The sequence below is a fragment of the Mesorhizobium sp. ArgA1 genome (genome assembly GCF_053714375.1).
Genome location: NZ_JBSKBQ010000004.1, coordinates 170,137 through 195,515 on the forward strand (window position 1 = coordinate 170,137; position 25,379 = coordinate 195,515).

A 25,379-nucleotide genomic window follows, 5' to 3' on the forward strand; every position below is an offset into this window, starting at 1 on the left:
TGAATGGTCCGCGGAAAAGGGTCGCAATTTTCGCGGCCTCGCTTAAGACGACCATTCACTATCGACCATTCACCATTCACCGGGACCCATCATGCAACTCTCACTCGACCAGGTAACAGGGCTGTGCCGGATGGCGGCACTCGGCGCCGGTGCCAATGAGGAGGCGGCGCAGTCGCTCACCGCCTCGATCATCGCCGCCGAGGCGGAAGGGCTTTCGACCGTCGGGCTGAGCCACTTCATCGATTACCTCGAAGCGCTGGAAGCCGGCCGCATCGACGGCAATGCCGACCCGGTGATCACCCGGCCGGCGCTCGCCGTCTATCTCTCCGACGCGCGCGGCGGCCTGGCGCATACCGGCTTCGACCGCGCCATCGACGACCTCGCCAAGGCGGCAAAGCTGTTCGGCGTCGCCATCTTCTCGCAGAAGAACGCCTATACGTGCGGCGCGCTCGGCTATTTCACCGGGCGTCTGGCGCAACTGGGACTGGTCTCCTTCGCCGCCACCAACGGGCCGGCCGTGCTTGCCGGCTCGGGCTCGGTCAAGCCGGTCTATTGCACCAATCCGATGTCGTTTGCCGCACCCGCCGCCGATGGCGCGCCGCTGGTCATCGACCAGTCTTCGAGCGCCACCGCCTTCGTCAACATCCGCAAGGCGGCCGAGGACGGCAAGAAGATCCCGGAGGGATGGGCGCTGGACGCCAGCGGCAACCCGACCACCGATCCTGCCGCCGCCATGAAGGGCGCCATGCTTGCCTTTGGCGGCCAGCGCGGCGCCAACATCGCGCTGATGGTCGAAGTGCTGGCGGCCGGCATTTCGGGGGCCAACTGGTCGCTCGACGCGCCATGGTTCACCGGCGGACCGGACAGCCCTGGAACCGGCCTGTTCGTGCTTGCCATCGAGCCCAAACTGCTTGATCCGGATTTCGAGCAGCGCATGAAGGACCAGCTCGACCGGCTGCGCCGGCGCTTTGGCGTGCACGTGCCGGGCCGTGCCCGTGCCGAAGCAGCCGAGAAGGCGCAGGCCCGCGGCATAAACGCCCCCAAAGCCGTGGTGCAGCGCATTTCCGAATTCGCCGAGCGCTATTCGGGCTGAGCAGTTCTGCTCGCAACAGATTTTCCGCGCCTTGGCTGAACCTTTCTGCCGATCGCAACGACCAATAGCTGCCGGGTCGGGTTTGCCCGGTCGGTGTCTTCTGTCGGATGCGTTTAGGGCCCGGGCGGGGTATGCCGTCTCAGGTTAGCCGTCCCGTTGCGCCCTGTCTCGACCGTTGTGTCACCCGGAAAACCCCGCTTCGGCGGGGTTTTCTGCTTTCGTTCTGCCTGCATGCTAAACCTGATTACAAAAGTTAACTTTTGTTAACTTGACTTGATGGGAGCCATCGGGCGTTTGCGAGGGGTCATCACAACAACAGGAGCTACGATGTCCGTAACCACCGACGCTTCCCGCGGCAGACTGATCATCCCGGTGTTTGGCCGCCTGTATTCGTCGTTGCATGACGGCGTGGAAACCCTGCTCCGCGTCGTCGCCGGTGGGTTTCTCACCATCCACGGCTCGCAGAAGATCACCGATCCCTTCGGCGCCGCCGAGATGGTCGAAGGCCTCGGTTTCTATCCCGGCGCGTTCTGGTCGCTGCTTTTGTCCTGCACCGAGTTCTTCGGCGGCATACTCATTGCCGTCGGCCTGCTGACCCGGCCGGCCGCCTTCGCCGGAACGTTTGTGCTTCTGGTCACGGTCTGGTTCCACTGGATCATTGTCGGCCAGGGCTTTTCAGGTGCCGAAAAGTCGCTTTTGTGGGCGACGATCCTGTTGTTCTTCGTCATCCGCGGCGGCAACCGCCAGTCGGTCGACGCGCGCATCGGCAAGGCATTCTGACAAGGTCGAAATGGGGTGGCAGCGACGACGCGTCACCCTTTGCCTTTGGCCCAAAACGGACTATGAAACGGCTTCAGCCAAGCTTTCGAGCGCCGGAGCCAGCCATGACCGAAATCCTGCAGATCCCCAAGCTCGTGGTCGTCTTCGGCGGCTCCGGCTTCGTCGGCCGCCACATCGTGCGGGCGCTGGCCAAGCGCGGCTACCGCATCCGGGTTCCGGTGCGGAGGCCCGATCTTGCGGGACATCTGCAGCCGCTCGGCAATGTCGGCCAGATCCAGCCGGTGCAGGCCAATGTGCGCGTGCGCTGGTCGGTCGACCGCGCCGTTCAGGGTGCCGACCATGTTATCAACCTGGTCGCCATCCTGCATGAGGGCGGCCGGCAGAAATTCAACACCGTGCACGAGTTCGGCGCCCGCGCCGTCGCCGAAGCCGCGCGCTCGGTCGGCGCCGGCCTCACCCATATTTCGGCGCTGGGCGCCGATCTCAACGCCGAATCCAACTATGCGCGCACCAAGGCGCTTGGCGAAAAGACAGTCCTGGAAACCATCCCCGACGCCGTCATCTTCCGCCCCTCGATCAATTTCGGACCGGAGGACAGCTTCTTCAACCGCTTCGCCGACATGGCGCGTTATTCGCCGGTGCTGCCGCTGATCGGCGGCGGCCAGACCAAGTTCCAGCCGGTCTATGTCGGCGATGTCGCCGAGGCGGTTGCGCGCTCGGTCGAAGGCAAGGTCAAGGGCGGCCAGATCTACGAGCTCGGCGGCCCGCAAGTGCTCACTTTCAAGCAGTGCATGGAAGAGCTGTTGACCGTGATCGAGCGCAAGCGGCTGCTGGTGCCGGTGCCGTGGTGGGTGGCCAATCTGCAGGCCTCGATCCTCGGCCTGCTGCCCAATCCGCTGCTGACCAAAGACCAGGTGCTGCAGCTGCGCGAACACAACATCGTCTCGGAGGCGGCCAACAAGGCCAACCGGACGCTTGCCGGCCTCGACATCCAGCCGCAGTCGATTGGCACCATCCTGCCGAGCTACCTCTGGCGCTTCCGCGCCGCCGGCCAGTTCCAGCGCAAGCCTGCTAGCATCGCATAGTAGCAGGGCGTCGCGCCCGTTAAGCGCGCCGCGTTACCTGCATCGGCAGGCCGCCCTGCGGCTGCGTCGTCAGTTTCTGCACCGGCCACGGCTTCGTTTCCGCCGTCGCATCGAAGCGGAAGCGCGACAGCATGATGGCCAGCGCAATGATCGCTTCCTGCATGGCGAAGCTGGCGCCAATGCAGATGCGCGGACCGGCGCCGAACGGCAGATACTGGAAGCGATCGATCTTCTCGCGGTTTCCCGGATGGAAGCGCTCGGGCATGAAGGCATCGGGCCTGTCCCACAGTTTTCTGTGCCGGTGCACGACCCAGGGCATAACCAGCACGGCGGCGCGCTTCGGGAGCACCAGATCGTTCCACGTCTCCGTCTCGATCGGCTCGCGGTTGATCGACGGCGCCGGCGGATAGAGCCGCAGCGCCTCCTCGAAGGCGGCGCGGGTGAACGGCATGGCGTCCAGCCACTTCGTCGGGTCTGGCTCGCGCGCCAGCACGGCATCGATCTCGCGCTCGACCTTTTCGCGCTCCCATGGCGCTTCGGCGAGGCAGTAGAGCGTCCAGCCGAGCGCCCGCGCCGTCGTCTCGTGACCGGCGCCGATGAAGGTGATGATGTTGTCCTCGACCTCGGCCCGCGTCAGCCCGTCCGGACCCTCGGCGCGCAGGAGAAGCGTCAGGAAATCCTGCGGCGCTGTGTCGGGGTCGCGCTTCAGCCGCTCCTCGCGCATCTTGACTGTATCGGTGACGATCTTGCGGAAGTAGGCCATGGTCTTGCGGCCGCGGATGCGGGTCGGCCGCGGCAGCCATTCGGGCGCGCGCAAAAGGTCGAGCGGATCGACACGGCCCATGGTCTCGAACAGGCGGTCGATCTCCTGCGCGAAACTGCCGGGCTCGCCCGAAATCTCGCCGGAAAACAGCGTTTCGGCGAGGATATCGTAGGTGAGCAGCGTCATGTCGTGGGCGATATCGGACATGCCGCCATTTTCGTAGCGGGTGACGAACTGCATCGTTCGACGCAGCATCGGCTCGGCGAAGCCGAAGATGTGACGCGGCGTGAACACCGGCGCCATCGCCTTGCGCGAGCGCTTCCACACTTCGCCTTCGGCGGTCAGCAGGCCGTCGCGCAGGATCGGGCGCAGGATCATCTGGCGTACGGTGGCCATCTTGTAGTTCTTGGCGTTGTCGATCAGCACGTGGCGGATGAGGCCGGGATCGTTGGCGACGATCAGATGCCCGCCGATACCATTCGCCGAAATCCAGGGTTCGTTGTAGGTGTGCTCGCCCCACAGTTCGAGCGGATTGCGGTAGACGATCCGCATCATCTCCAGCGTCGAAGGCGGCGTCGTGCGCGGCTTGGGCGCCGGCGGCACGAAAGGGACGGGCTGCGTGTCCATCATGTACTCCGCTGATGCCTCTATGTAGTGGCTGGCAATCCGGGCGTCCATGTGACCGAAGGGCAGACTGGAACGCTGCAGCGCGGGCACGCTTCGACCGGCGTTGTGTTCATCGGATCGTGACCGTCTGTGAAACGGATCCGCCTTGTCGAGCCGGACACTCTGCCGTAGTGACAGTCACCAACAGATACTGCCAATCGCCCAGGAGAGCCCGCCTTGAAGCACAAGCTGAACATCATCATCGGCAGCACGCGGCCGGGTCGCGCCGGGCCGGTCTTCGCCCACTGGCTGGAGGGGTTTGCCCGTGAGCACGGCAAATTCGAGCCGGTGCTGACCGACATTGCCGCGTTCCAGCTGCCGGTTCTGGACGAGCCGCATCACCCGAGGCTCGGCAACTACCAGAACGATCACACCAAGGCCTGGTCGAAGGCCATCGATGCCGCCGATGCGTTTGTGTTCGTGGCGCCGGAGTACAATTATTTCGTCGCGCCGGCGATCGTCAACGCGATCGACTACCTCCTCCGCGAGTGGAAGCATAAGCCAGCCGCCATCTTCAGCTATGGCGGCGTCTCCGGTGGCCTGCGCGCGGCGCAGGCGCTGAAGCCGCTGCTGACCGCGGTCGGCATCATGCCGATTCCTGAAGGTGTCGCGTTGCCACTGTATCAGAAATTGCTGGACGACAACGGCGCCTTCAACGCCAGCGAGCATGTGGCTGGCGGGGCCAAGACGATGCTGGACGAGCTGCTGCGCTGGAGCGAGGCGCTGAAACCGATGCGCGCCTGAAAGCGCCGATTTTCGGCCAAAAAGCGCGGCTTGCTCATGCCATAAAGAGATGAAATGGTCGGCAGGTGACTGAGCCGGGGGCGGTTCGACTTGCGGTTTTTGTTTGCCTTGCTGCTGATGCTTGCGACCACCGCCACCGCGGTGGCGGAGCGGCGCGTGGCGCTGGTCATTGCCGATGACGACTACCGGCTGGTGCGGAAGCTCTCCAATCCGGTCAATGACGGCGAGGCAATGGAAGCGGCGCTGAAGAAGCTCGGCTTCGAGGTTGTTCTCGAAACCAATCGGGACCTGCGGCGCATGCGCCGCGCACTTGACGATTTTCGTGAGGACGCCAAGGGCGCCGATGTGGCGCTGGTGTATTTTTCCGGCCACGGCGTCGAAATCTCCGGCGACAACCGGCTTCTGCCGGTCGACGCCGATGCCTCCTCGCTCGACCAGCTGGAGAAGACCAGCCTGTCGCTGGAGGAGGTGCGCGATGCCGTGGCCGCCACGGCAAAGGTCGGGCTGATCGTGCTCGATGCCTGCCGCAGCGATCCGTTCGCGGGCGGCAGCGGCGAAGGACGCGGCGCGACGTCGCTGATCAAGGATATGGTGGACAAGATCAAGCCGGGCCTCGGACGCGTCGGCAAGGCGGAAAACATCCTGTTCGCCTTTTCGGCGGCGCCCGGCGAGACGGCTGCGGACGGCACCGACGCGAATTCGCCTTTCACCGCAGCGCTGACCAAATATCTCGGCACCGACGGGCTCGAAATCCGCTCGGTGCTGACGCTGGTCCAGCAGGAGGTCTATGACCTCAGCCGCGGCAAGCAATTGCCCTATGTCGAGAACGGGCTGCCGAAGCTGTTCTTCGCCTCGGCGGCCAAGGAACAACTGCCAGAGCGCGAACGGCTGCTGCTCGCCATGGCCGACGTCACGCCGGAAATGCGTGGCGCGGTCGAACGGATCGCCAGCGACGCCGACATGCCGCTGGCGCCGCTCTATGGCGCGCTGATCAGTTCCGACACCAGCCACCTTTCCGGCGAAAGCCTGGACGCCAAGCTGCGCGAGGCCGCCGACGCCTTCGTCAAGGTGCGTGGCGAGATGAAGTCGCTGGCCGCCGACGACCCGAAGGTGACCGAACTGCGCCGCCAAGCCGAGGACCAGTTGTCACTCGGCGCCTTCGACGGCGCACGCGTGATCCTCGCCAAGGCTGCCGACGTCGACAACGTCTCGCGCCAGGCATTGAAGGCCAATTTTGTCAGCCGCACACTGTCCGAAGCCGCGACGCGATTTCTGTCAGGCGGCGCGGCGCGCGCCAGCCTCGACTACGCCACCGCCATCAAGGACTATGAAACGGTGCTGTCGCTCTACGGCGAGGCAGGGCAGACCTCGCTCAGCCTGGAGCAGGCCGACCGCCAGAGCCGCACAATGGAAGAACTTGGCATCCTCTACACGACGGTCGGCAATGTCGAAGCAGCTGGCCGCGCCTTTACGGCACTGCTGGCCAATCTCGAGCAGCGGTCGCGTCAGGAAACCGACCCCAGCGTCAAGCGCGATCTCGCCATCAGCCATATCAAGCTCGCCAACATCAAGATGGCGCAAGGCGACCTGCCGGCCTCTCTGCAAAGCTATGAGGCGGCCAGGGACATGCTGCAGGATCTGACCGCAGGGGTTCCGGACAAAACCCCCTGGCTCGGCGATCTGGCCATGGCGAACGACAAGATCGGCAACGTACTGGCGACGCAAGGCGACGTGGGTGCGGCAGCCCAGGCCTATCAGCAAAGCCTGGCCATCAAGCAGCAATTGGCCGATGCGGAGCCGAACAGCGTCTATCTGCTGCGCGATCTCACCATTACCTATGACGAAATCGGCGACCTTGCCCGCACCGCCGGCCAGCTGGACGGCGCCCAGACGGCATTCGAAGAGAGCCTGAGAATTCGGCTGGCGCTGGCGCAGAACAACCCCGATGACCCCAGGCACCAGCAAGCCGTCTCCGTGAGTTACACTAGGATCGGCGATGTTCTGCGCGAGCGTGGCGACGCTGCCGGTGCGCTCGACGCCTACAACAAGAGCCAAGGGATCGCCGAAGCGCTTGTGCGACGCGACTCAAACGACACCGATCTGAAGCGCGACCTGTCGGTCGGTTACGCCAAGATCGGCAAAGCTTACAGCGACCAGAAGGATTGGCCGCCCGCGCTGGAGTCCTTCCAGCAGGCGCTGGCCACGGCGCGCGACCTTGCCGCCATCGATCCCGGCAACACGGACTGGCAGCGCGACCTGTCGGTCTGTCTCGAACAGGTCGCCGAGGTGCTTAGAGAGCAGGGCGATGCCGGCGGTGCTCTGCAAAACTATCAGGACAGTCTTGCCATAGCCGACCGGCTGGCCAGGCTCGATCCTGCCAATTCGAACTGGCAACGCGATAAGTCGATCACCCTGCAGAAGATCGGTTATCTGGAAACTGACCGACGTCACTTTGAGGGTTCCAAGGCGGCCTTCGAAGCCAGCCTCGCCATAGCCCAGAACCTGGCCCAGTCGGATCCGAACAATGCGATCTGGCAAATCGATCTGGCGCGCGCCTACGTCGCCTATGCCTATGTGGCGAGGGATCCGAAGGCGGCGCTGACCAAGGCGCTCAAGCTGACGCAGGACCTTGAAAGTACGGGACGGCTGGCGCCCGGAGACAGATTCATGATCAAATATCTGCGCAACCTTCTGGCTCATTCCAACCCTCGAAAAAAATAGCCGGCTGCGGGCCTGAGATTCGGCCCTGAAATCCCTGCAAACCTTGGAAAACAGGCCATTTGCGCCTATATCTAGGCCATCAAAGCGGCGTGATTCGAAGCCATTATTTCGCGCTGGACATGCGGCATTAATCAGACAGGTTTTCATGAGCGATCAAAGCGACAACGCCAACGGCGCTGAGGCCGAATACGGCGCCGATTCCATCAAGGTTTTGAAGGGGTTGGACGCTGTCCGCAAACGGCCCGGCATGTATATCGGCGATACCGACGACGGCTCGGGCCTGCATCACATGGTCTATGAGGTGGTCGACAACGCCATCGACGAGGCGCTGGCCGGCCATGCCGACCTGGTGACGGTGACGCTCAATCCAGACGGTTCGGTCACCGTTATCGACAATGGCCGCGGTATTCCGACCGATATCCACACCGGCGAAGGCATTTCGGCGGCCGAAGTGATCATGACGCAGCTGCATGCCGGCGGCAAATTCGACCAGAATTCCTACAAGGTATCAGGCGGCCTGCACGGCGTCGGCGTCTCGGTCGTCAACGCGCTGTCGGCCTGGCTGAAGCTGAAGATCCGCCGCAACGGCCAGATTTTCGAAATGAGCTTCACGCACGGCAATTCCGATGCGCCGCTGAAGGCGACCGGCAGCTACGAGCAGGACAAGCAGCCCGGCACCTATGAGGGGCGCAGCGGCTCCGAGATCACCTTCTTTCCGTCGGCCGAGACCTTCACCATGGTCGAGTTCGACTTCGGCACGCTGGAACACCGTCTGCGCGAGCTTGCCTTCCTGAATTCGGGCGTGCGCATCATCTTGACCGATGCCCGCCATGCCGACCTCGTGCGCCACGAGTTGCACTATGATGGCGGCCTGGAAGAGTTCGTCAAATATCTCGACCGGGTCAAGAAACCGCTGATCGACAAGCCGATTGCCATCAAGGCCGAGCGCGACGGCATCACCGTCGAAGTGGCGATGTGGTGGAACGACAGCTACCACGAGAACGTGCTGGCCTTCACCAACAACATACCGCAGCGCGACGGCGGCACCCATCTGGCCGGCTTCCGCGGCGCGCTGACGCGCCAGATCACCGGCTACGGCGAGTCGTCGGGCCTGACCAAGAAGGAAAAGGTTGCGCTGATCGGCGACGATTGCCGCGAAGGGCTGACGGCGGTGCTGTCGGTCAAGGTTCCCGACCCGAAGTTTTCCTCGCAGACCAAGGACAAGCTGGTCTCGTCCGAGGTGCGCCCTGTGGTCGAAGGCCTCGTCAACGAGGCGCTCGGCACGTGGCTGGAGGAACACCCGACCGAAGGCAAGGTGGTCATCGACAAGGTGATCCAGGCGGCCGCGGCGCGTGAGGCCGCGCGCAAGGCGCGCGATATCACCCGCAAGAGTTCGCTCGGCGTCACCTCGCTGCCTGGCAAGCTCGCCGACTGCCAGGAGCGCGACCCGGCGAAATCCGAAATCTTCATCGTCGAGGGTGATTCCGCCGGCGGCTCGGCCAAGGGCGGCCGTTCGCGCCAGAACCAGGCGATCCTGCCACTGCGCGGCAAGATCCTCAATGTCGAGCGCGCGCGCTTCGACCGCATGCTCGGCTCCGAGATGATCGGCACGCTGATCACCGCACTCGGCACCTCGATCGGCAAGGACGAGTTCAATGCCGACAAATTGCGCTACCACAAGATCATCCTGATGACCGACGCCGACGTCGACGGCGCCCATATCAGGACCCTGCTGTTGACCTTCTTCTTCCGGCAAATGCCGGAGCTGATCGAACGCGGCCATCTCTACATCGCCCAGCCGCCGCTCTACAAAGTGACGCGCGGCAAGAGCTCGCAATACATCAAGGACGAAAGCGCCTTCGAGGAGTTCCTGATCGGCTCGGGGCTGGAAGAGGCGTCGCTGACGCTTGCCTCAGGCGAGGCGAGGGCCGGACAGGATCTGCGCGGCTCCATCGACGACGCGCTGGCGGTGCGCCAGCTGATCAACGGACTGCACACGCGCTACAACAGGGGCGTGGTCGAACAGGCGGCGATCGCCGGCGCGCTCAATGCCGACGTTTTGAATGACCTCGGTCGCGCCAACGCCATGGCCGAACGCGTCGCCCAGCGCCTCGACATCATTGCCGAGGACACCGAACGCGGCTGGACCGGCCGGCTGTCGACCTCCAATGAAGGCGTCGGCGGCTATGTGTTCGAGCGCACGGTGCGAAGCGTCAAGGAATATGCGCAGCTCGACGCCGGGCTGATCAATTCAGCCGACGCACGCCAACTGGACCGCTATGCGCCGCGCCTCACAGAGGTCTATGGCGAGCCGCCGGTGCTGCGCCGCAAGGATGTCTCCGAAACCATTTCGGGGCCGCTGGCGCTGCTCAACGCGGTGTTTGCGACCGGGCGCAAGGGGCTGACCATGCAGCGCTACAAGGGCCTCGGCGAGATGAACGCCGAGCAGCTCTGGGAAACCACGCTCGACCCGAATGTGCGCTCGCTGCTGCAGGTCAAGGTCAATGATGCGACCGATGCCGATTCGCTGTTTTCGCGGCTGATGGGCGACGAGGTCGAGCCGCGGCGCGAATTCATCCAGGACAACGCGCTCTCGGTCGCCAATCTGGATATTTGAGGGCAGGCGCCTTTCCGTCGCTTCGTCATCCTCAGCTCGGCTCCAGCTTCCGGCCGAGGTCGACAGCGTCGCGCAGCACCTGCAGATGCGAGCGCGGCGCGGCGCCCGCCGGCGGGGCGACCTCGTCGCCGGTTGCCGTCAATGACCAATAGAGCGTGTGGGTGAAGACGCGGCCGAGCGAACCCTTGAGCTCGACCTGGATGTTCTCCACGCCGGGGCCGAAATTTTCCGTCATCGGTCCCGAAATAGGGTCGCCTGTCGCCCAGCCATTGCCGCGATCGAAGACATTGGTCCAGCGCGTTGCCGCAAACACCGCGCCATGATGCACCGCGCGCTGCGCCTTGCCTGCGGGGCTGTGTCCTTCCTGGTATAGCACGGTGCCGCGGGCCTTCCCGCCATCGGCAATCGGCGGGCAGGCCGAAAACAGCCGCTCGGCAAGGCCGCGCCTGAATTCGGCGAGATTGTAGGTCACCAGGAATTCGCTGTGGGAAAGCGGACTGCCAAGGGTGACGAAGTCGCTGATCTTCCATGGCAGCGGATGGTCGTCATCCTTGGTGCGGAGTTGCTGGTAGAGCGCCCACTGGGCCCGCTGAAAGCCGGCGAGATCTCCAGGGCTCGCAGGCCACGCCGAGCCGTCGGAACCGAGCGTCGCCTTGTCCACGGCCTCGACCGCTTCCAGCTTCGCCCTGTCGCGAACAGCTTCCAGTTTTCGTGGCCGGAACTCGGCCCACAAGATCTGCAGCAGGTCATAGGCGATGATCGACCCCAGGCTATGCGAGACCAGCACGATGCGGTCATAACTCTTGTCCATCATCAGTCGCCTGAGCAGCGTCAGGCCACGGTTGCGGATCAGCGCTCGCTTCTCCACCGTTGCCGCCTCGGCGCGCACATAGGCGGCGACATCGCCGAAATAGGGCAGGCCGAACTGGTCCACCGCCCAGATGACAAAAGAGGCGAGAGCGGTGACCACCAGGCTGGTGGTCAAGGAGGCCGACAGCGCCAGCACCAGCGCTGCGCCGAGAATGAGGATGACGATCAAAAGCGTCACAAGATAAAGCTTGCGGGCGTCGGGCGGGATGTCGGCGGGCTTGCGCCACAAAAGGTTGGTCACCCAGGCAGCGAGCCGGCCACGTGTCGTACCTTGGGTGATGTCGGCCCAATAGAGCTCATAGAAATCGGTGCGACGGTGGCCGATATCGTAAGGCGTGGTAATGCGGCGCAGTTCGTGCGAATTGGTCCGCCGGTCGGGTGTGATCCAGCTCTGGTTGATCCTGGCGCCAGGTTCGGCCGGATCGGCTATCTGGGCGTGGGGCTCGGCACGGCTGAGATCAGTGCTCCAGACGGCCCTGACAAAACCCCGCAGCGTACCCATCGGCCGCTGCTCACCCATACCATGCACGATCACAACCGCCTGGCTGAGCTTGCGCGGCGCTTTCTTGGAAACCGGCGATACGGCAGCTTTGGGCACCAACGTCTCCGTTGACGGCAAGCCCGTCGATACGGCTGGATTTCGCCATGCTAGCCCCGAACCCGCCTCTGGCCAACAGGCCGCTGGCCATGTCGGACCGGCAGGGGCCAATCCACAGTTTTGGCAGCTTGGCTCGCCGAAGCGCAAAATAGTTCCATTCCCGGCAAACAAAATCATTTCATTACCCGCCGGAACGGAAGTCGCTGAGAGACATTGTGAAACCATCGATCACGATTTTCTCAGGGAGGTTTTCATGGGACGCGGTATTCTGCTCTGGTTGCTCGGCATTCCGATCCCGATCATCATTCTCATCATGCTGTTCGTACGGTAGGAGGCGTCGATGCAGCCCACCGTATCGGCTATCGACCTATCCGCTTCAGAAGAGTCCTCCGCTACAGCCGTCAGCTGGGGCCCCATCATCGCCGGCGCTTTCGCGGCCTCGACGCTGACCTTCATCCTCATGCTGCTCGGCTCGGGGCTGGGGTTGACCATGGTATCGCCATGGTCTGGCTCCGGCGCCTCGCTCACCACCTTCGCCGTGTCCGGTGCTATCTGGCTGGTCGTCGTGCAATGGCTGTCCTCCGGTGTCGGCGGCTATCTTGCCGGACGCCTGCGGACAAAATGGGTAGGCATCCACACGGACGAGGTCTACTTCCGCGATACCGCGCACGGCTTCCTCGCCTGGGCGCTGGCGACATTGCTGGTCGTAGGCGTGCTCGGCTCGGCGCTGTCTGCTGTGGTCGGGTCAGGTGTGCAGGCGGCTTCGACTGTGGCGTCGGGCGCCGCCATGGGCGCATCGGCCGGAGCGTCCGCAAATGCCGGCAGCGCATCGGCCGACAACGCGACGTCCTATCTCGTGGATTCGCTGTTCCGGCCCGCCGATGCCACCAAGCTCGCGGCGGCCAATCCGGACAGCGACGCCGCAGCGGCCGGACAGGCCTCGCGCATCCTGATCGCCAGTGCCGCTGCAGGCGAGATCTCGGCTGACGACAAGACCTATCTGTCGCAGCTGGTCGCCGCCCGCACCGGTCTCTCCGAGGCCGACGCCAAGGCGCGTGTCGATGCGCTGGTCGCCAGGGTCGAGGACGCCAAGGTCAAGGCGAAGCAGGCCGCCGACACCGCCAGGAAAGGCAGCGCCACCTTTGCCCTGCTCGGCGCCCTGTCGCTTGTGATCGGCGCCTTCATCGCCAGTGCCGCCGCGGCGCTCGGCGGAAGGCAGCGCGACGACGAGGAAGCGGTTTTCCTGACCAACCGCTGAACCGGCCGTTCAACATAGAAAAGCCCGGCGCGAAGCCGGGCTTTCCTGCAATCTGCGGCTGGCCGGATCAGTGATCCATCGCCTTGACGATTTCCTCGGTCATCTTCTTGGCGTCGCCGAGCAGCATCATGGTGCCATCCTTGTAGAACAGCGTGTTGTCGATGCCGGCATAGCCCGAGCCGAGCGAGCGCTTGACGAACAGGCAGGTGCGCGCCTTGTCGACGTCGAGGATCGGCATGCCGTAGATCGGCGATGATTTGTCGTCGCGAGCGGACGGGTTGGTGACGTCGTTGGCGCCGATGACATAGGCGACGTCGGCCTGCGCGAACTCGGAGTTGATGTCCTCGAGCTCGAACACCTCGTCATAGGGCACGTTGGCTTCGGCCAGCAGCACGTTCATGTGGCCGGGCATGCGGCCGGCGACCGGGTGGATGGCGTATTTGACTTCGACGCCATTGGCCTTGAGCTTGTCGGCCATTTCGCGCAGCGCGTGCTGCGCCTGGGCGACCGCCATGCCGTAGCCCGGCACGATGATGACCTTCTGCGCGTTCATCATCAGGTAGGCGGCGTCGTCGGCCGAGCCCTGCTTGACCGTGCGCTCGATGCCGTCATCGGCGGCTGCTGCGGTCTCGCCGCCGAAGCCACCCAGGATGACCGAGATGAAGCTTCGGTTCATGCCCTTGCACATGATGTAGGACAGGATCGCGCCCGACGAGCCGACCAGCGCGCCGGTGATGATCAGCGCCAGATTGCCGAGCGTGAAGCCGAGGGCCGCGGCCGCCCAGCCGGAGTAGGAATTCAGCATCGACACGACGACCGGCATGTCGGCGCCGCCGATCGGGATGATCAGCAGCACGCCGAGCACCAGCGACGCGGCGACGATCAACCAGAACACCAGCTTGGCTTCGGTGGTGACCAGAAGCACGATCAGCACGATCAGCGCGATGCCGAGCAGGGCATTGATGATGTGGCGGCCGCCGATCATGATCGGCTTGCCCGACATGCGGCCGTCGAGTTTGAGGAAGGCGATGACCGACCCCGTGAAGGTGATGGCGCCGATGGCGACGCCGAGGCTCATCTCGATCAGCGCCTGGGCATGGATGTCTGCGTTGGTGCCGATGCCAAAGCTTTGCGGCGCGTAGATGGCGGCAGCCGCCACCATGACGGCGGCGAGGCCGACCAGCGAGTGGAAAGCGGCGACCAGCTGCGGCATCGAGGTCATGGCGATGCGGCGCGCGGTGACCGCGCCGACGCCGCCGCCAATGGCGAGACCCAGCACGATCAGGCCGAATCCACCGGCCGAAGGGACGGCAAGCGCCAGCGTGGTGGCAATGGCTATGCCCATGCCGATCATGCCGTAGAGATTGCCCTGGCGGCTGGTGGTCGGATGCGACAGGCCGCGCAGCGCCAGGATGAACAGGATGCCGGAGACCAGATAGAGGAAGGAAGCGAAGTTGGCGTTCATGGCGCTCTACTTGTCCTTCTTCTTGTACATGGCCAGCATGCGCTGGGTGACCAAGAAGCCGCCGAAAATGTTGACCGACACCAGCATCAGCGCGACGAAACCGAAGCCGGTGGCAACGCCCGAGGCCGAGATGCCGACGGCCAGCAGCGCGCCGACCACGATGACCGAGGAGATGGCGTTGGTGACCGCCATCAGGGGCGTGTGCAGGGCGGGTGTCACCGACCAGACGACGTAATAACCGACGAAGATCGCCAGAATGAAAATGGCGAAGCGGAAAACGAAAGGATCGATGGCGCCGCCGGACAGTGCATGCGCGGCGTCACCCGCCGCATCGGCGCCACCGGGCGCGGTCGCCATGTTCTGTACCGCAAGCCGGACGGCGGCGGAGGCCTGGTCGAGCTGGTCGAGGGCTTTCTGCAGGGTCTGATCCATCACGCAATGCCTTTCGACTTCGACGAGGGCGACTTGGGTGCGGCGGGTTTCTTGGGCGCGGCCTTCTTTGCAGCCGAAGCATCGGCGACCATGGTGGTGGCCGGGATTGCGGCCGGCTCGACACGAGGCTGCTGGTCGGCTTTGGCGAAGGCCGGATGCACAATCTTACCGCCGTCGGTCAGCATCGTTGCCTTGACCAATTCGTCGTCGCGCTTGATGGCAAGCGTCTTGGTGGCCTTGTCGACCAGCGTCTCGAGGAAAGCGAACAGGTTCCTGGCGTAGAGCAGCGAGGCCGATGCGGCAACGCGGCCGGGCACGTTGAGATGGCCGACGATTTTTACGCCATTGGCCGTGGTCACCACCTGACCTGGAACTGCGCCTTCGACATTGCCGCCGCGCTCGACGGCAAGGTCGACGATCACCGAGCCCGGCTTCATCGAGGCGACCATCGCCGCCGACACCAGCTTCGGCGCCGGACGGCCGGGGATCAGCGCCGTGGTGATGACGATGTCCTGCTTGGCGATGTGCTCAGCGGTGAGCGCAGCCTGCTTGGCCTGATACTCCTTCGACATTTCCTTGGCGTAGCCGCCGGCGGTCTCGGCCGCCTTGAACTCCTCGTCCTCGACGGCGAGGAACTTTGCGCCGAGCGAGGCGACCTGTTCCTTGGCGGCGGGACGCACGTCGGTGGCGGTGACGACGGCGCCGAGGCGGCGCGCCGTGGCGATCGCCTGCAGGCCGGCAACGCCGACACCCATGATGAAGATCTTCGCCGCCGGCACCGTGCCTGCCGCCGTCATCATCATCGGCAGCGCCCGGTCATATTCCGATGCGCCGTCGATCACCGCCTGGTAGCCGGCAAGGTTCGCCTGGCTGGACAGCACGTCCATCGATTGCGCCCGGGTGATGCGCGGCATGAATTCCATCGAGAAGGCGGTGACGCCGGCCTTGGCCAAGGCCGAGATCGCGGCATCGTTGCCATAGGGGTCCATGATGGCGATGACCGCCGCACCCGATTTGTAGCCTTTCAACTCGGCATCGGTGGGACGTCGCACCTTCAGCACCACATCCGCCCGGCCCGCATCCGAAGCCTTGCCGATCACAGCACCGGACTTGGCAAATTCCTCGTCGGGAATGCGCGACCTGGTGCCGGCGCCGGTTTCGACGATCACGTCGAAGCCCAGCGCCGCCAGCCGCTTCACCGTATCCGGCGAGGCGGCAACCCGCGGCTCGCTGGCGTCGAGCTCACGAGGGATGAAAACCGTCTGTCCCACCGCATGATCCTTTCGGCTGGAACCTGTTTGCGCAACATGGCGGCCGGAGTCCGGCGGCCTTCCGGCAAAGGGTCTGAAAGTCTATCGGAGAATGAAGGCGCCGGCGGCCAGGATCAGCAAGAACAGGATGGTCGCCGAGAAGAAGCCGCCCGCAAAGAAGCCGAAAGCCATGGCCAGCAGCAGGGCGCCGCAAAACAGCGAGCCGTATTTGGCCAGCGCCAGGAACCCGTGATAGGTGCGGTCGTGCTCCGCATAATCCATCTTCGCGCCCAGTTCGACAGGACCGGTCGGCGTGTGATCAGCCATAGGAATACCCCTTCGAAGACATCTTTGAGGCACATAGCGAAAAGCCGGGCCGAGGGCAATGGCGCTATTACCCCTGCGGCTGCGACAAGAGCGTCACGAAAAGCGCGGTATCGCGCCAAAGGGTATAAAAACGGCCGGCTACCATACCAGCGCGACGATGTAAGCAGCATAACCGGCCAGCAGCACAACGCCTTCGGTTCGATCGACCCTTCGGCGCGTCCACGCGAAGACAAAGATCAGCACCGTGGCCACGAACAGCACCGGAAAATCGAATTTGACCACGCTGGCAGGTACGTCGATTGGCGACACCAGCGCGGTCACGCCGCCAATCCCCAGAATGTTGTAAAGGCCCGAGCCAAGCACATTGCCAAGGGCAAGGTCGGACTGGCCACGAAGCGAGGCAACAAGGGAGGTCGCCAGCTCCGGCATCGACGTCCCGATCGCCACCACGGTCAGGCCGACCACGGTTTCCGATATGCCGAGCGCGTGGGCCAGCCGGACGGCGCCGCTCACCAGGAACTCGCCGCCGAAGATGATCAGCACAAGCCCGGCAAGCGCAACGACCAGTGGCAGCCAGATCGGCTTGCCGCTTCTACCGGGCACGAACCCGGGATCGGCCTCTTGTGCGGCAAGGGCCCGTTCGACCGCAGCCCCTTGATCCGCTGTGGCGGGCGAGCGCTCCTGGCGATAGGCGACATACATGTATGCGCCGAGCAGCATAAGGAAGGCCAATCCGACCAGCCGGCCGAGCGGCATGGTGGCGCCAATGGCGATAAACAGTGCGGTGACCGCGATCAGCACCACGCCGTCACGCTTGAGCAGCGAGGATTTTACGGCAACCGGCGTGACGACGGCGGTGATGCCGAGGATGAGCAAGGAATTGGCGATGTTGGACCCGACAATGTTGCCGACGGCAATTCCGGGCGAGCCGGCAAGTGCCGCCTGTACCGACGTCACCAGTTCAGGCGCGGAGGTGCCGAAGCCGACCAGGGTCAGCCCGATGAGCAATGGCGAGACGCCAAACGAGGAAGCCACGCCGACGGACCCGCGCACAAGCAATTCGCCGCCCAGAATGAGCAACACAAGCCCGGCAATGATCGAAAGCCACATCCACGTCCCCCAAAAGCTCCGATCCGACCGAAGCTCGAATGGCGCCACCTAAGGTGGCCTTTCTGAAGTTAGGCACACCCCAGTCGGGCCGCAACCATTTCAGGACCGATCCGCCAGCGTTCGGCCGCCCTCAGACGGCGATGCTACTTTGGAGGGGCTCTTCACCGGCTGACAGCTTCCTTCAACTGGCGAGATGCGGGAACAGCCCGAGCAGCCCGACAACGATCAGATAAAGCGCGACGATGTAGTTGAGGAGCCGCGGCATCACCAGGATCAGCACACCGGCGATCAGGGAGATGAGCGGGGTAAGCGCGAGCGAGTGGATGGTCATGCCGGCATGCTTTCACGTTAACAATTCGGAGGACCCGCCTTTCAGGCAGGGGTACGCAGCACCACGGACGCGGCGCCGCCGCCACAAGCAATAACGACGAAGCCACCGGAAAGGTCCATGGCACGAGAATGAATATCCGTTCAGGCGGCGTCCCGGTAGTATTTCGCTGTTGGCACGATGGACAAAGGTGTCAGCCGATTGATCGCCGGATTGCCAAACATCAGCCTTTGCTCCGTCGCTGTCGATCTGAAGAACGGTAACCGGTCGAGTATCCGTTGAACATTCTCTTCATTGCCGGGAATTTCGAACAGTGCGAGCGGAGGGAGAACGCCCGGAAACACCTTGCCCGCGGTCCTCTGCGTGGCGCTGAAGAAGCGGGCATAAAAAGCTGAATGCTCCAACTTAATCGGGATAAACATCGCGGTCTGGCGAAAATAACAGTAGGCCGCCATGCAAATCCTGAGCGTCAGGAAAGGCAGCACTCCGGGTGCCGGCGCGCTGTCGGGATCTGTCGCGAAGCGGGTTCCGTCGATGAAGGTTTCCCCGCGGGCAAGCCGGGGAAGCAATATTTCGGGATAAGCGTCGGTCGAAGGCGAGTATGGCTGGTCACTGGAAATATAGTGGAGGCGCACTGTACTGACCAATTCGCCGTAGCAGTAGACACCGAACCGATAGGAATTGGGCAGATCGTCCCAGCGATCCTCGAACATGCCGCTGGCGATCGGGCCGCACATACCCGAGCGCAGATAGGACTTATAGCGGAGTCGGTAGATCGCCTCCAGATCTTCGCCCCCGGTAATGAGACGATATTCGACATGATCCAGTAATTGCATCATGGATCGGTTGAGCGCCGAGTCGATCCTCGCGCTGGCCTCAGCCGACGCAATCTTCCTTGCAGTATCCATTGCCAGTCCTCGAATTCCGCCTGGAAATAGGCTATTCGAGTTGAAATGAGACACAAGCTGAAAATTCAACATTGCTTATTTACCGCTTGTTAACCTTAACGGCTGCGGTCGTTCACCGATCTTGGACACGAAAAAGCAAATGGCGCAGCCGGTGGTTGCCTGATCCGGCCTAGCGGCGGCGGTCATCGAAATGATTCTGAAGTCAGATCTTGGAAGCGCCGGACTAGCGGGTTTGGACGACGCATGAGCGGTCGTCATTTCATCAAGTGAACAATGCTCTCTGTTTCTAAATGCATTTCCAGGTGGAGAACCGCTCACACTTTCCTGGAATTGCTTTTGCGCAGACGCGATTCCGGACGGAAAACCGCTTCACATTTTTCCTGGAATTGCGTTTAGCTGGCTGTCCGTTTGCCGGCGAGATGCAGGTCAGCGGCAAACGGCCATGTGACGCTCGACATCGTCTCGATGCCCGATGCGCTGAGCGCGGCGCCGAACAGGAAGCCCTGCACGAAGTCCGGCTTGACCAAATGGACCAGCGTCTTCAGCTGCTCGAAGGTCTCGACCCCTTCGATGGTGACCGAAAGGCCCAATGTCCGGGACAGGCCGACGATGCCCTTCAGAAGGTCGAGCGACTGCCGGTTCTGGTTCACATCGACCAGGAAAGAGCGGTCGATCTTGATCTTGTCGAGCGGCAGCTTGTGGAGATAGCTCAGGCTGGAGTAGCCGGTCCCGAAATCGTCGAGCGCGATGCGAACCCCAAGCTGCTTCATTTCCTCGATATACTGGCGTGTCAGCGACTTGTCGTCGAGCAGGGCGGTTTCGGTGACTTCGATCTCGAGGCGCCTGGCGGCGAGCCCCGAACTGGCAAGCGCGTCACGAACCTTCTGGACAACGTCGCGATTGCGGAAATCCTTGGCCGAAAGGTTGACCGACACGCTGGTCTGGGCCGGCCATTTGGCGCATTCGGCGCACGCGGCCTCCAGCACGAAAGTGCTTATGTCGGAAACGATACCCATCTCCTCGGCCAGGGGGATGAAGACACTGGGTGAGACAGGGCCGAGATCGGGGTGGTCCCAACGACAGAGCGCCTCGCAGCTGGCGATGCGCATGGTGTTTACAGCCACGATCGGCTGATAGACGACGCGTAATTCCCTGGCCAGCACGGCGTTGCGCAGATCGGCCTTCATCAGCTGGCGATTGCGGAAGGCGGCGTCCATGGCCGCCTCGAACAGCCTCCAGCTGTTCTTGCCGAGCTCCTTGGCCTTGTAGAGGGCAAGGTCGGCCTTGACGATCATGGCATCAACATCGGTGTCCTTGACCGTGGACAGCACCGCGCCGCCGCTGGCCTGGATGCGCAAGCCGTGGCCGGCGACGTCCACCTCACCCTGCAGGTCCGCGAATATATGGTCGAGGAGGGTGCTGAGATGGCTCTCGTCCTCGACGCGGTCGAAGAAGATCATGAACTCGTCACCGCCGAAGCGGCTGACCGTGATGCCCGGTCCGGCAACCGCCGCGAGACGCTCGGCCACTGCGTAGATCAACCCGTCGCCGACAGGATGACCGAGGGTGTCGTTGACACTCTTGAAGTCATCGAGATCGAGCACCGCCAGACCGCAGAGCCGCTCCTGCTCGCCGGAGGCCATGGCTTCATGGACAAGTTCGTGGAAATAGGCGCGGTTCGGCAGGCCGGTGAGGCTGTCAAAGCGCGCCATGAAGCGGATCTTTTCTTCAGCCTCGACGCGGGCGGTGACGTCCTCGAAGGTGATGACGCCGAGGTCCTGATTGCCTTCGCGCGCCGAGAACTCGTAGTACTGGCCGTTGGCGAGCGAGACCAGTACCTTGCGGTCGCGGCCTTCGCGCAGGGCGCGCGTCAGTTGCGCCTCGATGTAGCGGCAGTCTTTCGGGGCCAGCATGCCGCCGGCAACGCCGCGCATCAAGAGGCCGTGGATCGACCGCCCCAGCAGCGTGCCCGGCGATTTCAATGACATCAAAAGTGCTGCCTCGGCGTTGGCGACGACCACCTTCCCGTTCGAGTCGAGCATGACAAGGCCATGCGACATCGTATTTAGCGCCCGATCGAACCTTTGCGCCAACTCCTTCGCCTGCCTGTGACCGATGACCGCCGAGAACAGAACGTTGCGGACATGGTCGGCGCTGCTGATGGTGACGATTGTCGTCGGAATGATCATCAGCCCGAGGACGAAGTCGGGGACGTCCATGCGCAGGAAGAGCGCAAGTGCTGCCGGTCCAATGAGGGTCACGGAAAAAATCTGCACCATGCGCCTGGACCCGTAGCTTCGGCCAACAACGGTGAGCAGGGTGGTCAATGCCAACGACACAGACGCCAGTTCGGCGAAGTCATCGGGCCGCACGTAGATCGACACGAAACAGAACGACCCCAACGCGAGGCCCTGCGCACTGCCTTTGAGAATGTAACCGCGTTCCCACGCCTCTGCCTTTTCGACAGTGAGTATAGGGCTGCCGCTCCTGTGGAAGCTGCGGATGCTGAGGTAACGCCAAAGGCTGATCGACAACAGAAGGAAGGCGAAGCCAAGATACAGCGGATCGTGCGTCCGCAGGTAGATCGTCAAACCGAGGATCCAGTAGCATACGCCGCCGACCACCAGCATGTAGGCGTTGTCGGACAACGCCCGCACAAACTGGATGTAAACATCCGACGGGATGTCTTCGGTCTTTGCTCTGTCCATACCGTTGGCCCAACGCTAAGCCTTGTCATGCCACACCCGCCTTAAGAAAGGCTTAGAACAGCGGCTTTGGCCCGTTTGCCGAGGGCGGGCAAATGCAGTACAGATTGGGAAATCAAGCTTCAGGTAAACAAGGCGTGTCGATCACTCTGCGGCCTGAAGTTCGGGCCGCGCCGGTGTGTTGGCCAGCCGCCCGACAAGCCTTTTGCGCTCGCCATCGGCCTTTTCGGCGCTGGCCTGCCTGACATGACCGTAGCCGCGAATGAGCGCCGGCACCGAGGCCAGCGCCACGGCGGCCTCGACCCTGCCCGGTGCAAGTGCCGCCGCGATAAGCTCCAGATCAGCCTCATAGCGGGCCAGAAGCTCGCGCTCCATGCGCCGCTCGGCGCTGTAGCCGAACAGGTCGAAAGCCGTGCCGCGCAGGCCTTTCAGCGCCGCCAGCAGGCGAAAACCCTTCATCATCCACGGGCCGAAGTTCGATTTCCTCGGCTTGCCGTCATTGCCGCGCCTGCCCATGATCGGTGGCGCCAGATGAAATTCGAGTTTTTCATAGCTCTGGAACTGCTTTGACAGTTCCGTGGCGAAGGAACCGTCGGTGTAGAGCCGCGCCACCTCATATTCGTCCTTGATCGCCATCAGCTTGAACAGGTTTCTGGCCGCCGCTTCGGTCACCGCCGTCGAACCGGGCACGGCCTTCGCCTCGGCGGCACGCAAAACGGCCAGCTTTTCGGCATAGCGCTTGCTATAGGCGGCGTTCTGGTAGGCGGTGAGGAAAGCGACGCGGCGGGCGATCACATCGTCCAGCGTCTCGGCGATCGGCGCGGCCTTGCCGGGCTGGGCGATGAGGCCGCGCACGAATTCCGGCTGATGCGCGGCGCGCCGGCCCCAGCGGAATGCGGCGATGTTCATCGCCACCGCCTCGCCGTTCAATTCGATAGCCTTTTCAACGGCTTGTGCAGACAGCGGCAGGCCGCCATGCTGGAAGGCAAAGCCGAGCATGAACATGTTGGCGCCGAGCGAATTGCCGAACAATTGGGTGGCGGTGCGCGTGGCGTCGAAGAAATGCGCCTTGCCGTCGCCGGCAGCAGCGCGGATCGCCTTCTTCAGCCGTTCGATCGGCAGCGAGAAATCGGCCGCGCGGGCGAATTCGCCGGGCATGATCTCGGCGGTGTTGGCAAGGAAGATGGTATGGCCTTCGCGCACCGCGCCAAGCACCTTCTTGGCGCCGGACACGACGAGGTCGCAGCCCAGCACCAGGTCGGCTTTGCCCGCCGAAACGCGGATGGCGTGGATATCGTCCGGGGTGCGGGCGATGCGGACATGGGTGAACACCGAACCGCCCTTCTGGGCGAGGCCGGCCATGTCGATCATGCCGCAGCCCTTGTCCTCGAGATGGGCGGCCATGCCGAGCACCGCGCCTATGGTGACGACGCCTGTGCCGCCGACGCCGTCGATGATCGCCGCCCAACCCTCGCTGCCGAGCAGGAATTCGGCCGGGACCGGTACGCCGTCGAGCGAATCGGTCCGCCCGGCAATGCCTTCGGCCTTCCTGATCTTGGCGCCGTGGACGGTGACGAAGGACGGGCAGAAGCCGTTGACGCAGGAGAAATCCTTGTTGCAGCTCGACTGGTCTATTCTGCGCTTGCGGCCGAACTCGGTCTCGACCGGCTGGATCGAGACGCAGTTCGACTGCACGCCGCAATCGCCGCAGCCCTCGCAGACCAGTTCGTTGATGAACACCCGCTTGTCCGGATCCGGAAAGGTGCCGCGCTTGCGGCGGCGGCGTTTTTCGGCCGCGCAGGTCTGGTCGTAAAGCAGCACCGAAACGCCCTTGACGTCCCGCAGCTGACGCTGGACGAGATCGAGGTCGTCGCGATGATGGATGGTGGCATTGGCCGGGAATTCGGCCTTGCCTGCATATTTGTCCGGCTCGTCGGTGACGATGGCGATGCGGTCGACCCCTTCCGCGCGCACCTGCCTGGCGATCATGTCGACCGTCAGGCCGCCCTCATGCGGCTGGCCGCCGGTCATGGCGACGGCGTCGTTGTAGAGGATCTTGTAGGTGATGTTGGCGTCGGTCGACAGTGCGAAGCGGATCGCCAGCGTGCCGGAGTGGTTGTAGGTGCCGTCGCCGAGATTCTGGAAAATGTGCTCACGCTTGGAGAATGGCGCCTGGCCGACCCATTGCGCACCTTCGCCGCCCATGGCGGTAAAGCCGACCGTGTTGCGGTCCATCCACAGGGCCATGAAGTGGCAGCCGATGCCGGCGGCGGCGATCGAGCCGTCGGGCACCTTGGTCGAGGAATTGTGCGGGCAGCCGGAACAGAAGAACGGCGTGCGCGAACCGATATCGCTGGCATCGGCGAGCATCGCCTGGAACTGGCGCAGCTTCGCCACCTTCGCGGCGATCTCTTCCGATGGGCCGATGGTGCGAAGGATCCGCTCGCCCAGCGCAATGGCGATCTCGTTGGGGTCGAGCGCGCCCTTGGCCGGGAACAGCCAGTCGCCGCGCTCGTCCTTCTTGCCGACGATGGCCGGCTGGGTGGCCGTGCCGTAGAGATTTTCGCGCAGCTGCACCTCGATCAGCGAGCGCTTCTCCTCGACGACGACGATGGTGTCGAGGCCACGGGCGAATTCGGAGATATGCTGCAGGTCGAGCGGCCACGGACAGCCGACCTTGAACAGGCGAATGCCGATCCGATTGGCGGCCGCCTCGTCGACGCCGATGTCTTCCAGCGCCTGTCGGACGTCGAGATAGCTCTTGCCCAGCGTGATGATGCCGAGCTTCGGGCTGCGGCCGCCGGAATAGACGATGCGGTTCAGTCCGTTGGCGTGGATGAAGGCGGACGCGGCGGCACGCTTGTGCTCATGCAGCCGCTCCTCCTGGCCGAGCATGTCGATCTCATGGCGGATGTTGAGGCCGCCGGGCGGCATGTCGAACTCCGGCACGACGATGTCCAGCCGTTCGAGCGCGGCATCGACGGAGGCCGTCGATTCGATGTTGTCCTTGACGCATTTGATCGCCGCCCAGGTGCCGGCAAAACGCGACATGGCAAAGCCGTAGAGCCCGTAGTCGATGATCTCCTGGACACCGGCCGGGTTGAGGATCGGCACCATGGTGTCGACGAAAAGGAATTCGGTGGCGTGCGCGTTGGTCGAGGATTCGGCCATGTGGTCGTCGCCCATCAAGGCGAGCACACCGCCATGTCTAGACGAACCGGCGAGGTTGGCGTGGCGAAAGACGTCGCCTGAACGGTCGACGCCCGGCCCCTTGCCGTACCAGACCGAAAACACGCCGTCATGCGTGCCTTCGCCCAGCAATTCCGCCTGCTGCGAGCCCCAGCAGGCGGTGGCGGCAAGCTCCTCGTTGAGGCCGGGCTGGAAGACGATATCGGCCTGCGCCAGCTGCTTTTTCGCCCGCCACAGCTGCATGTCGAGGCCGCCGAGCGGCGAGCCGCGGTAGCCGGAAACGAAGCCGGCCGTGTTGAGGCCGGCGCGGCGGTCGCGCTCGCGCTGCATCAACAACATGCGGATGACCGCCTGCGCGCCGGACAGGAAGATGCGCTCCTTACCAAGATCGAACTTGTCGTCGAGCGCGACGTCGTGCAGCGTCATCAGGCATTTCCTCTGCGGAGGCTGCGCGGGGGCAGGCAGCCAAC

At 63.6% G+C, this 25,379-nt stretch carries 19 protein-coding genes; 8 read left to right on the forward strand and 11 right to left on the reverse strand.

All coding sequences use genetic code 11. The features are described from left to right. Positions 1 to 91 precede the first annotated feature (91 nt). The 3 genes from ACWGTI_RS12975 to ACWGTI_RS12985 all read left to right on the forward strand — a co-directional run bounded on the left by ACWGTI_RS12975 (position 92) and on the right by ACWGTI_RS12985 (position 2,958). Entirely contained in the window at positions 92 to 1,093 is a 1,002-nt protein-coding gene (locus tag ACWGTI_RS12975; protein WP_454587469.1) for an Ldh family oxidoreductase, read from the forward strand. A 327-nt stretch (positions 1,094 to 1,420) separates the two neighbouring features. Next, entirely contained in the window at positions 1,421 to 1,873 is a 453-nt protein-coding gene (locus ACWGTI_RS12980; protein WP_454587470.1) for a DoxX family protein, read from the forward strand. Between the two features lie 104 nt (positions 1,874 to 1,977). Next, positions 1,978 to 2,958, forward strand: a complete 981-nt coding sequence (locus tag ACWGTI_RS12985) for a complex I NDUFA9 subunit family protein (protein ID WP_454587471.1) — start codon at positions 1,978 to 1,980, stop codon at positions 2,956 to 2,958. Positions 2,959 to 2,977: 19 nt separating this feature from the next. Here ACWGTI_RS12985 and ACWGTI_RS12990 read toward each other — a convergent pair whose 3' ends face one another. Continuing rightward, positions 2,978 to 4,348: a cytochrome P450 gene (locus tag ACWGTI_RS12990; protein ID WP_454587472.1), complete on the reverse strand. Its 1,371-nt coding sequence runs from the start codon at positions 4,346 to 4,348 to the stop codon at positions 2,978 to 2,980. Between the two features lie 216 nt (positions 4,349 to 4,564). On the opposite strand from ACWGTI_RS12990, the gene ACWGTI_RS12995 reads away from it, so the two are divergent. From ACWGTI_RS12995 to gyrB, 3 genes are all read left to right on the forward strand, one after another. Continuing rightward, on the forward strand, positions 4,565 to 5,131 hold the full coding sequence (locus ACWGTI_RS12995; protein WP_454587473.1) for an NADPH-dependent FMN reductase: 567 nt from the start codon (positions 4,565 to 4,567) through the stop codon (positions 5,129 to 5,131). A 90-nt stretch (positions 5,132 to 5,221) separates the two neighbouring features. Continuing rightward, the gene (locus ACWGTI_RS13000; RefSeq protein WP_454587474.1) at positions 5,222 to 7,852 is read left to right on the forward strand and encodes a caspase family protein; all 2,631 of its coding nucleotides are present in this window, start codon (positions 5,222 to 5,224) and stop codon (positions 7,850 to 7,852) included. 145 nt (positions 7,853 to 7,997) lie between these two features. Then, a complete protein-coding gene (gyrB, locus tag ACWGTI_RS13005) occupies positions 7,998 to 10,469 on the forward strand; it encodes a DNA topoisomerase (ATP-hydrolyzing) subunit B (RefSeq protein WP_454587475.1) in 2,472 nt (823 codons plus the stop codon). Between the two features lie 31 nt (positions 10,470 to 10,500). Here the strand turns inward: gyrB and ACWGTI_RS13010 are convergent, their stop codons facing one another. Further along, positions 10,501 to 11,937 (reverse strand): hypothetical protein, encoded by a 1,437-nt coding sequence (locus ACWGTI_RS13010; protein ID WP_454587476.1) that lies wholly within the window; start codon positions 11,935 to 11,937, stop codon positions 10,501 to 10,503. Between ACWGTI_RS13010 and ACWGTI_RS13015 the strand changes: the two genes are divergently transcribed. Further along, positions 11,906 to 12,268, forward strand: coding sequence for a hypothetical protein (locus tag ACWGTI_RS13015; RefSeq protein ID WP_454587477.1), 363 nt, complete (start codon positions 11,906 to 11,908; stop codon positions 12,266 to 12,268). The genes ACWGTI_RS13010 and ACWGTI_RS13015 overlap by 32 nt on opposite strands. Positions 12,269 to 12,277: 9 nt before the next feature. Beyond that, complete coding sequence (locus ACWGTI_RS13020) at positions 12,278 to 13,195, forward strand: hypothetical protein (RefSeq protein ID WP_454587478.1); 918 nt, start codon at positions 12,278 to 12,280, stop codon at positions 13,193 to 13,195. Between the two features lie 67 nt (positions 13,196 to 13,262). Here the strand turns inward: ACWGTI_RS13020 and ACWGTI_RS13025 are convergent, their stop codons facing one another. The 9 genes from ACWGTI_RS13025 to ACWGTI_RS13065 form a co-directional block, all read right to left on the reverse strand. Then, positions 13,263 to 14,660, reverse strand: a complete 1,398-nt coding sequence (locus tag ACWGTI_RS13025) for an NAD(P)(+) transhydrogenase (Re/Si-specific) subunit beta (protein ID WP_454587479.1) — start codon at positions 14,658 to 14,660, stop codon at positions 13,263 to 13,265. 6 nt (positions 14,661 to 14,666) lie between these two features. Beyond that, the gene (locus tag ACWGTI_RS13030) at positions 14,667 to 15,092 is read right to left on the reverse strand and encodes a proton-translocating transhydrogenase family protein (RefSeq protein ID WP_454587480.1); all 426 of its coding nucleotides are present in this window, start codon (positions 15,090 to 15,092) and stop codon (positions 14,667 to 14,669) included. Further along, positions 15,092 to 16,363 carry a Re/Si-specific NAD(P)(+) transhydrogenase subunit alpha gene (locus ACWGTI_RS13035; protein WP_454587481.1) on the reverse strand — a complete coding sequence of 424 codons (1,272 nt, stop codon included), beginning with the start codon at positions 16,361 to 16,363 and terminating at the stop codon, positions 15,092 to 15,094. Before ACWGTI_RS13035 ends, ACWGTI_RS13030 begins: the two co-directional genes overlap by 1 nt. Before the next feature lie 81 nt (positions 16,364 to 16,444). Continuing rightward, entirely contained in the window at positions 16,445 to 16,669 is a 225-nt protein-coding gene (locus ACWGTI_RS13040; RefSeq protein ID WP_454587482.1) for an aa3-type cytochrome c oxidase subunit IV, read from the reverse strand. A gap of 138 nt (positions 16,670 to 16,807) precedes the next feature. Further along, positions 16,808 to 17,779 (reverse strand): calcium/sodium antiporter, encoded by a 972-nt coding sequence (locus ACWGTI_RS13045; protein WP_454587483.1) that lies wholly within the window; start codon positions 17,777 to 17,779, stop codon positions 16,808 to 16,810. A gap of 181 nt (positions 17,780 to 17,960) precedes the next feature. Then, entirely contained in the window at positions 17,961 to 18,110 is a 150-nt protein-coding gene (locus tag ACWGTI_RS13050; RefSeq protein WP_127866594.1) for a DUF3096 domain-containing protein, read from the reverse strand. Positions 18,111 to 18,250: 140 nt separating this feature from the next. Continuing rightward, positions 18,251 to 19,015: an N-acyl amino acid synthase FeeM domain-containing protein gene (locus tag ACWGTI_RS13055; protein WP_454587484.1), complete on the reverse strand. Its 765-nt coding sequence runs from the start codon at positions 19,013 to 19,015 to the stop codon at positions 18,251 to 18,253. A gap of 392 nt (positions 19,016 to 19,407) precedes the next feature. Then, positions 19,408 to 21,723 (reverse strand): putative bifunctional diguanylate cyclase/phosphodiesterase, encoded by a 2,316-nt coding sequence (locus ACWGTI_RS13060; RefSeq protein WP_454587485.1) that lies wholly within the window; start codon positions 21,721 to 21,723, stop codon positions 19,408 to 19,410. Between the two features lie 141 nt (positions 21,724 to 21,864). Continuing rightward, on the reverse strand, positions 21,865 to 25,335 hold the full coding sequence (locus ACWGTI_RS13065) for an indolepyruvate ferredoxin oxidoreductase family protein (RefSeq protein ID WP_454587486.1): 3,471 nt from the start codon (positions 25,333 to 25,335) through the stop codon (positions 21,865 to 21,867). Positions 25,336 to 25,379 lie beyond the last annotated feature (44 nt).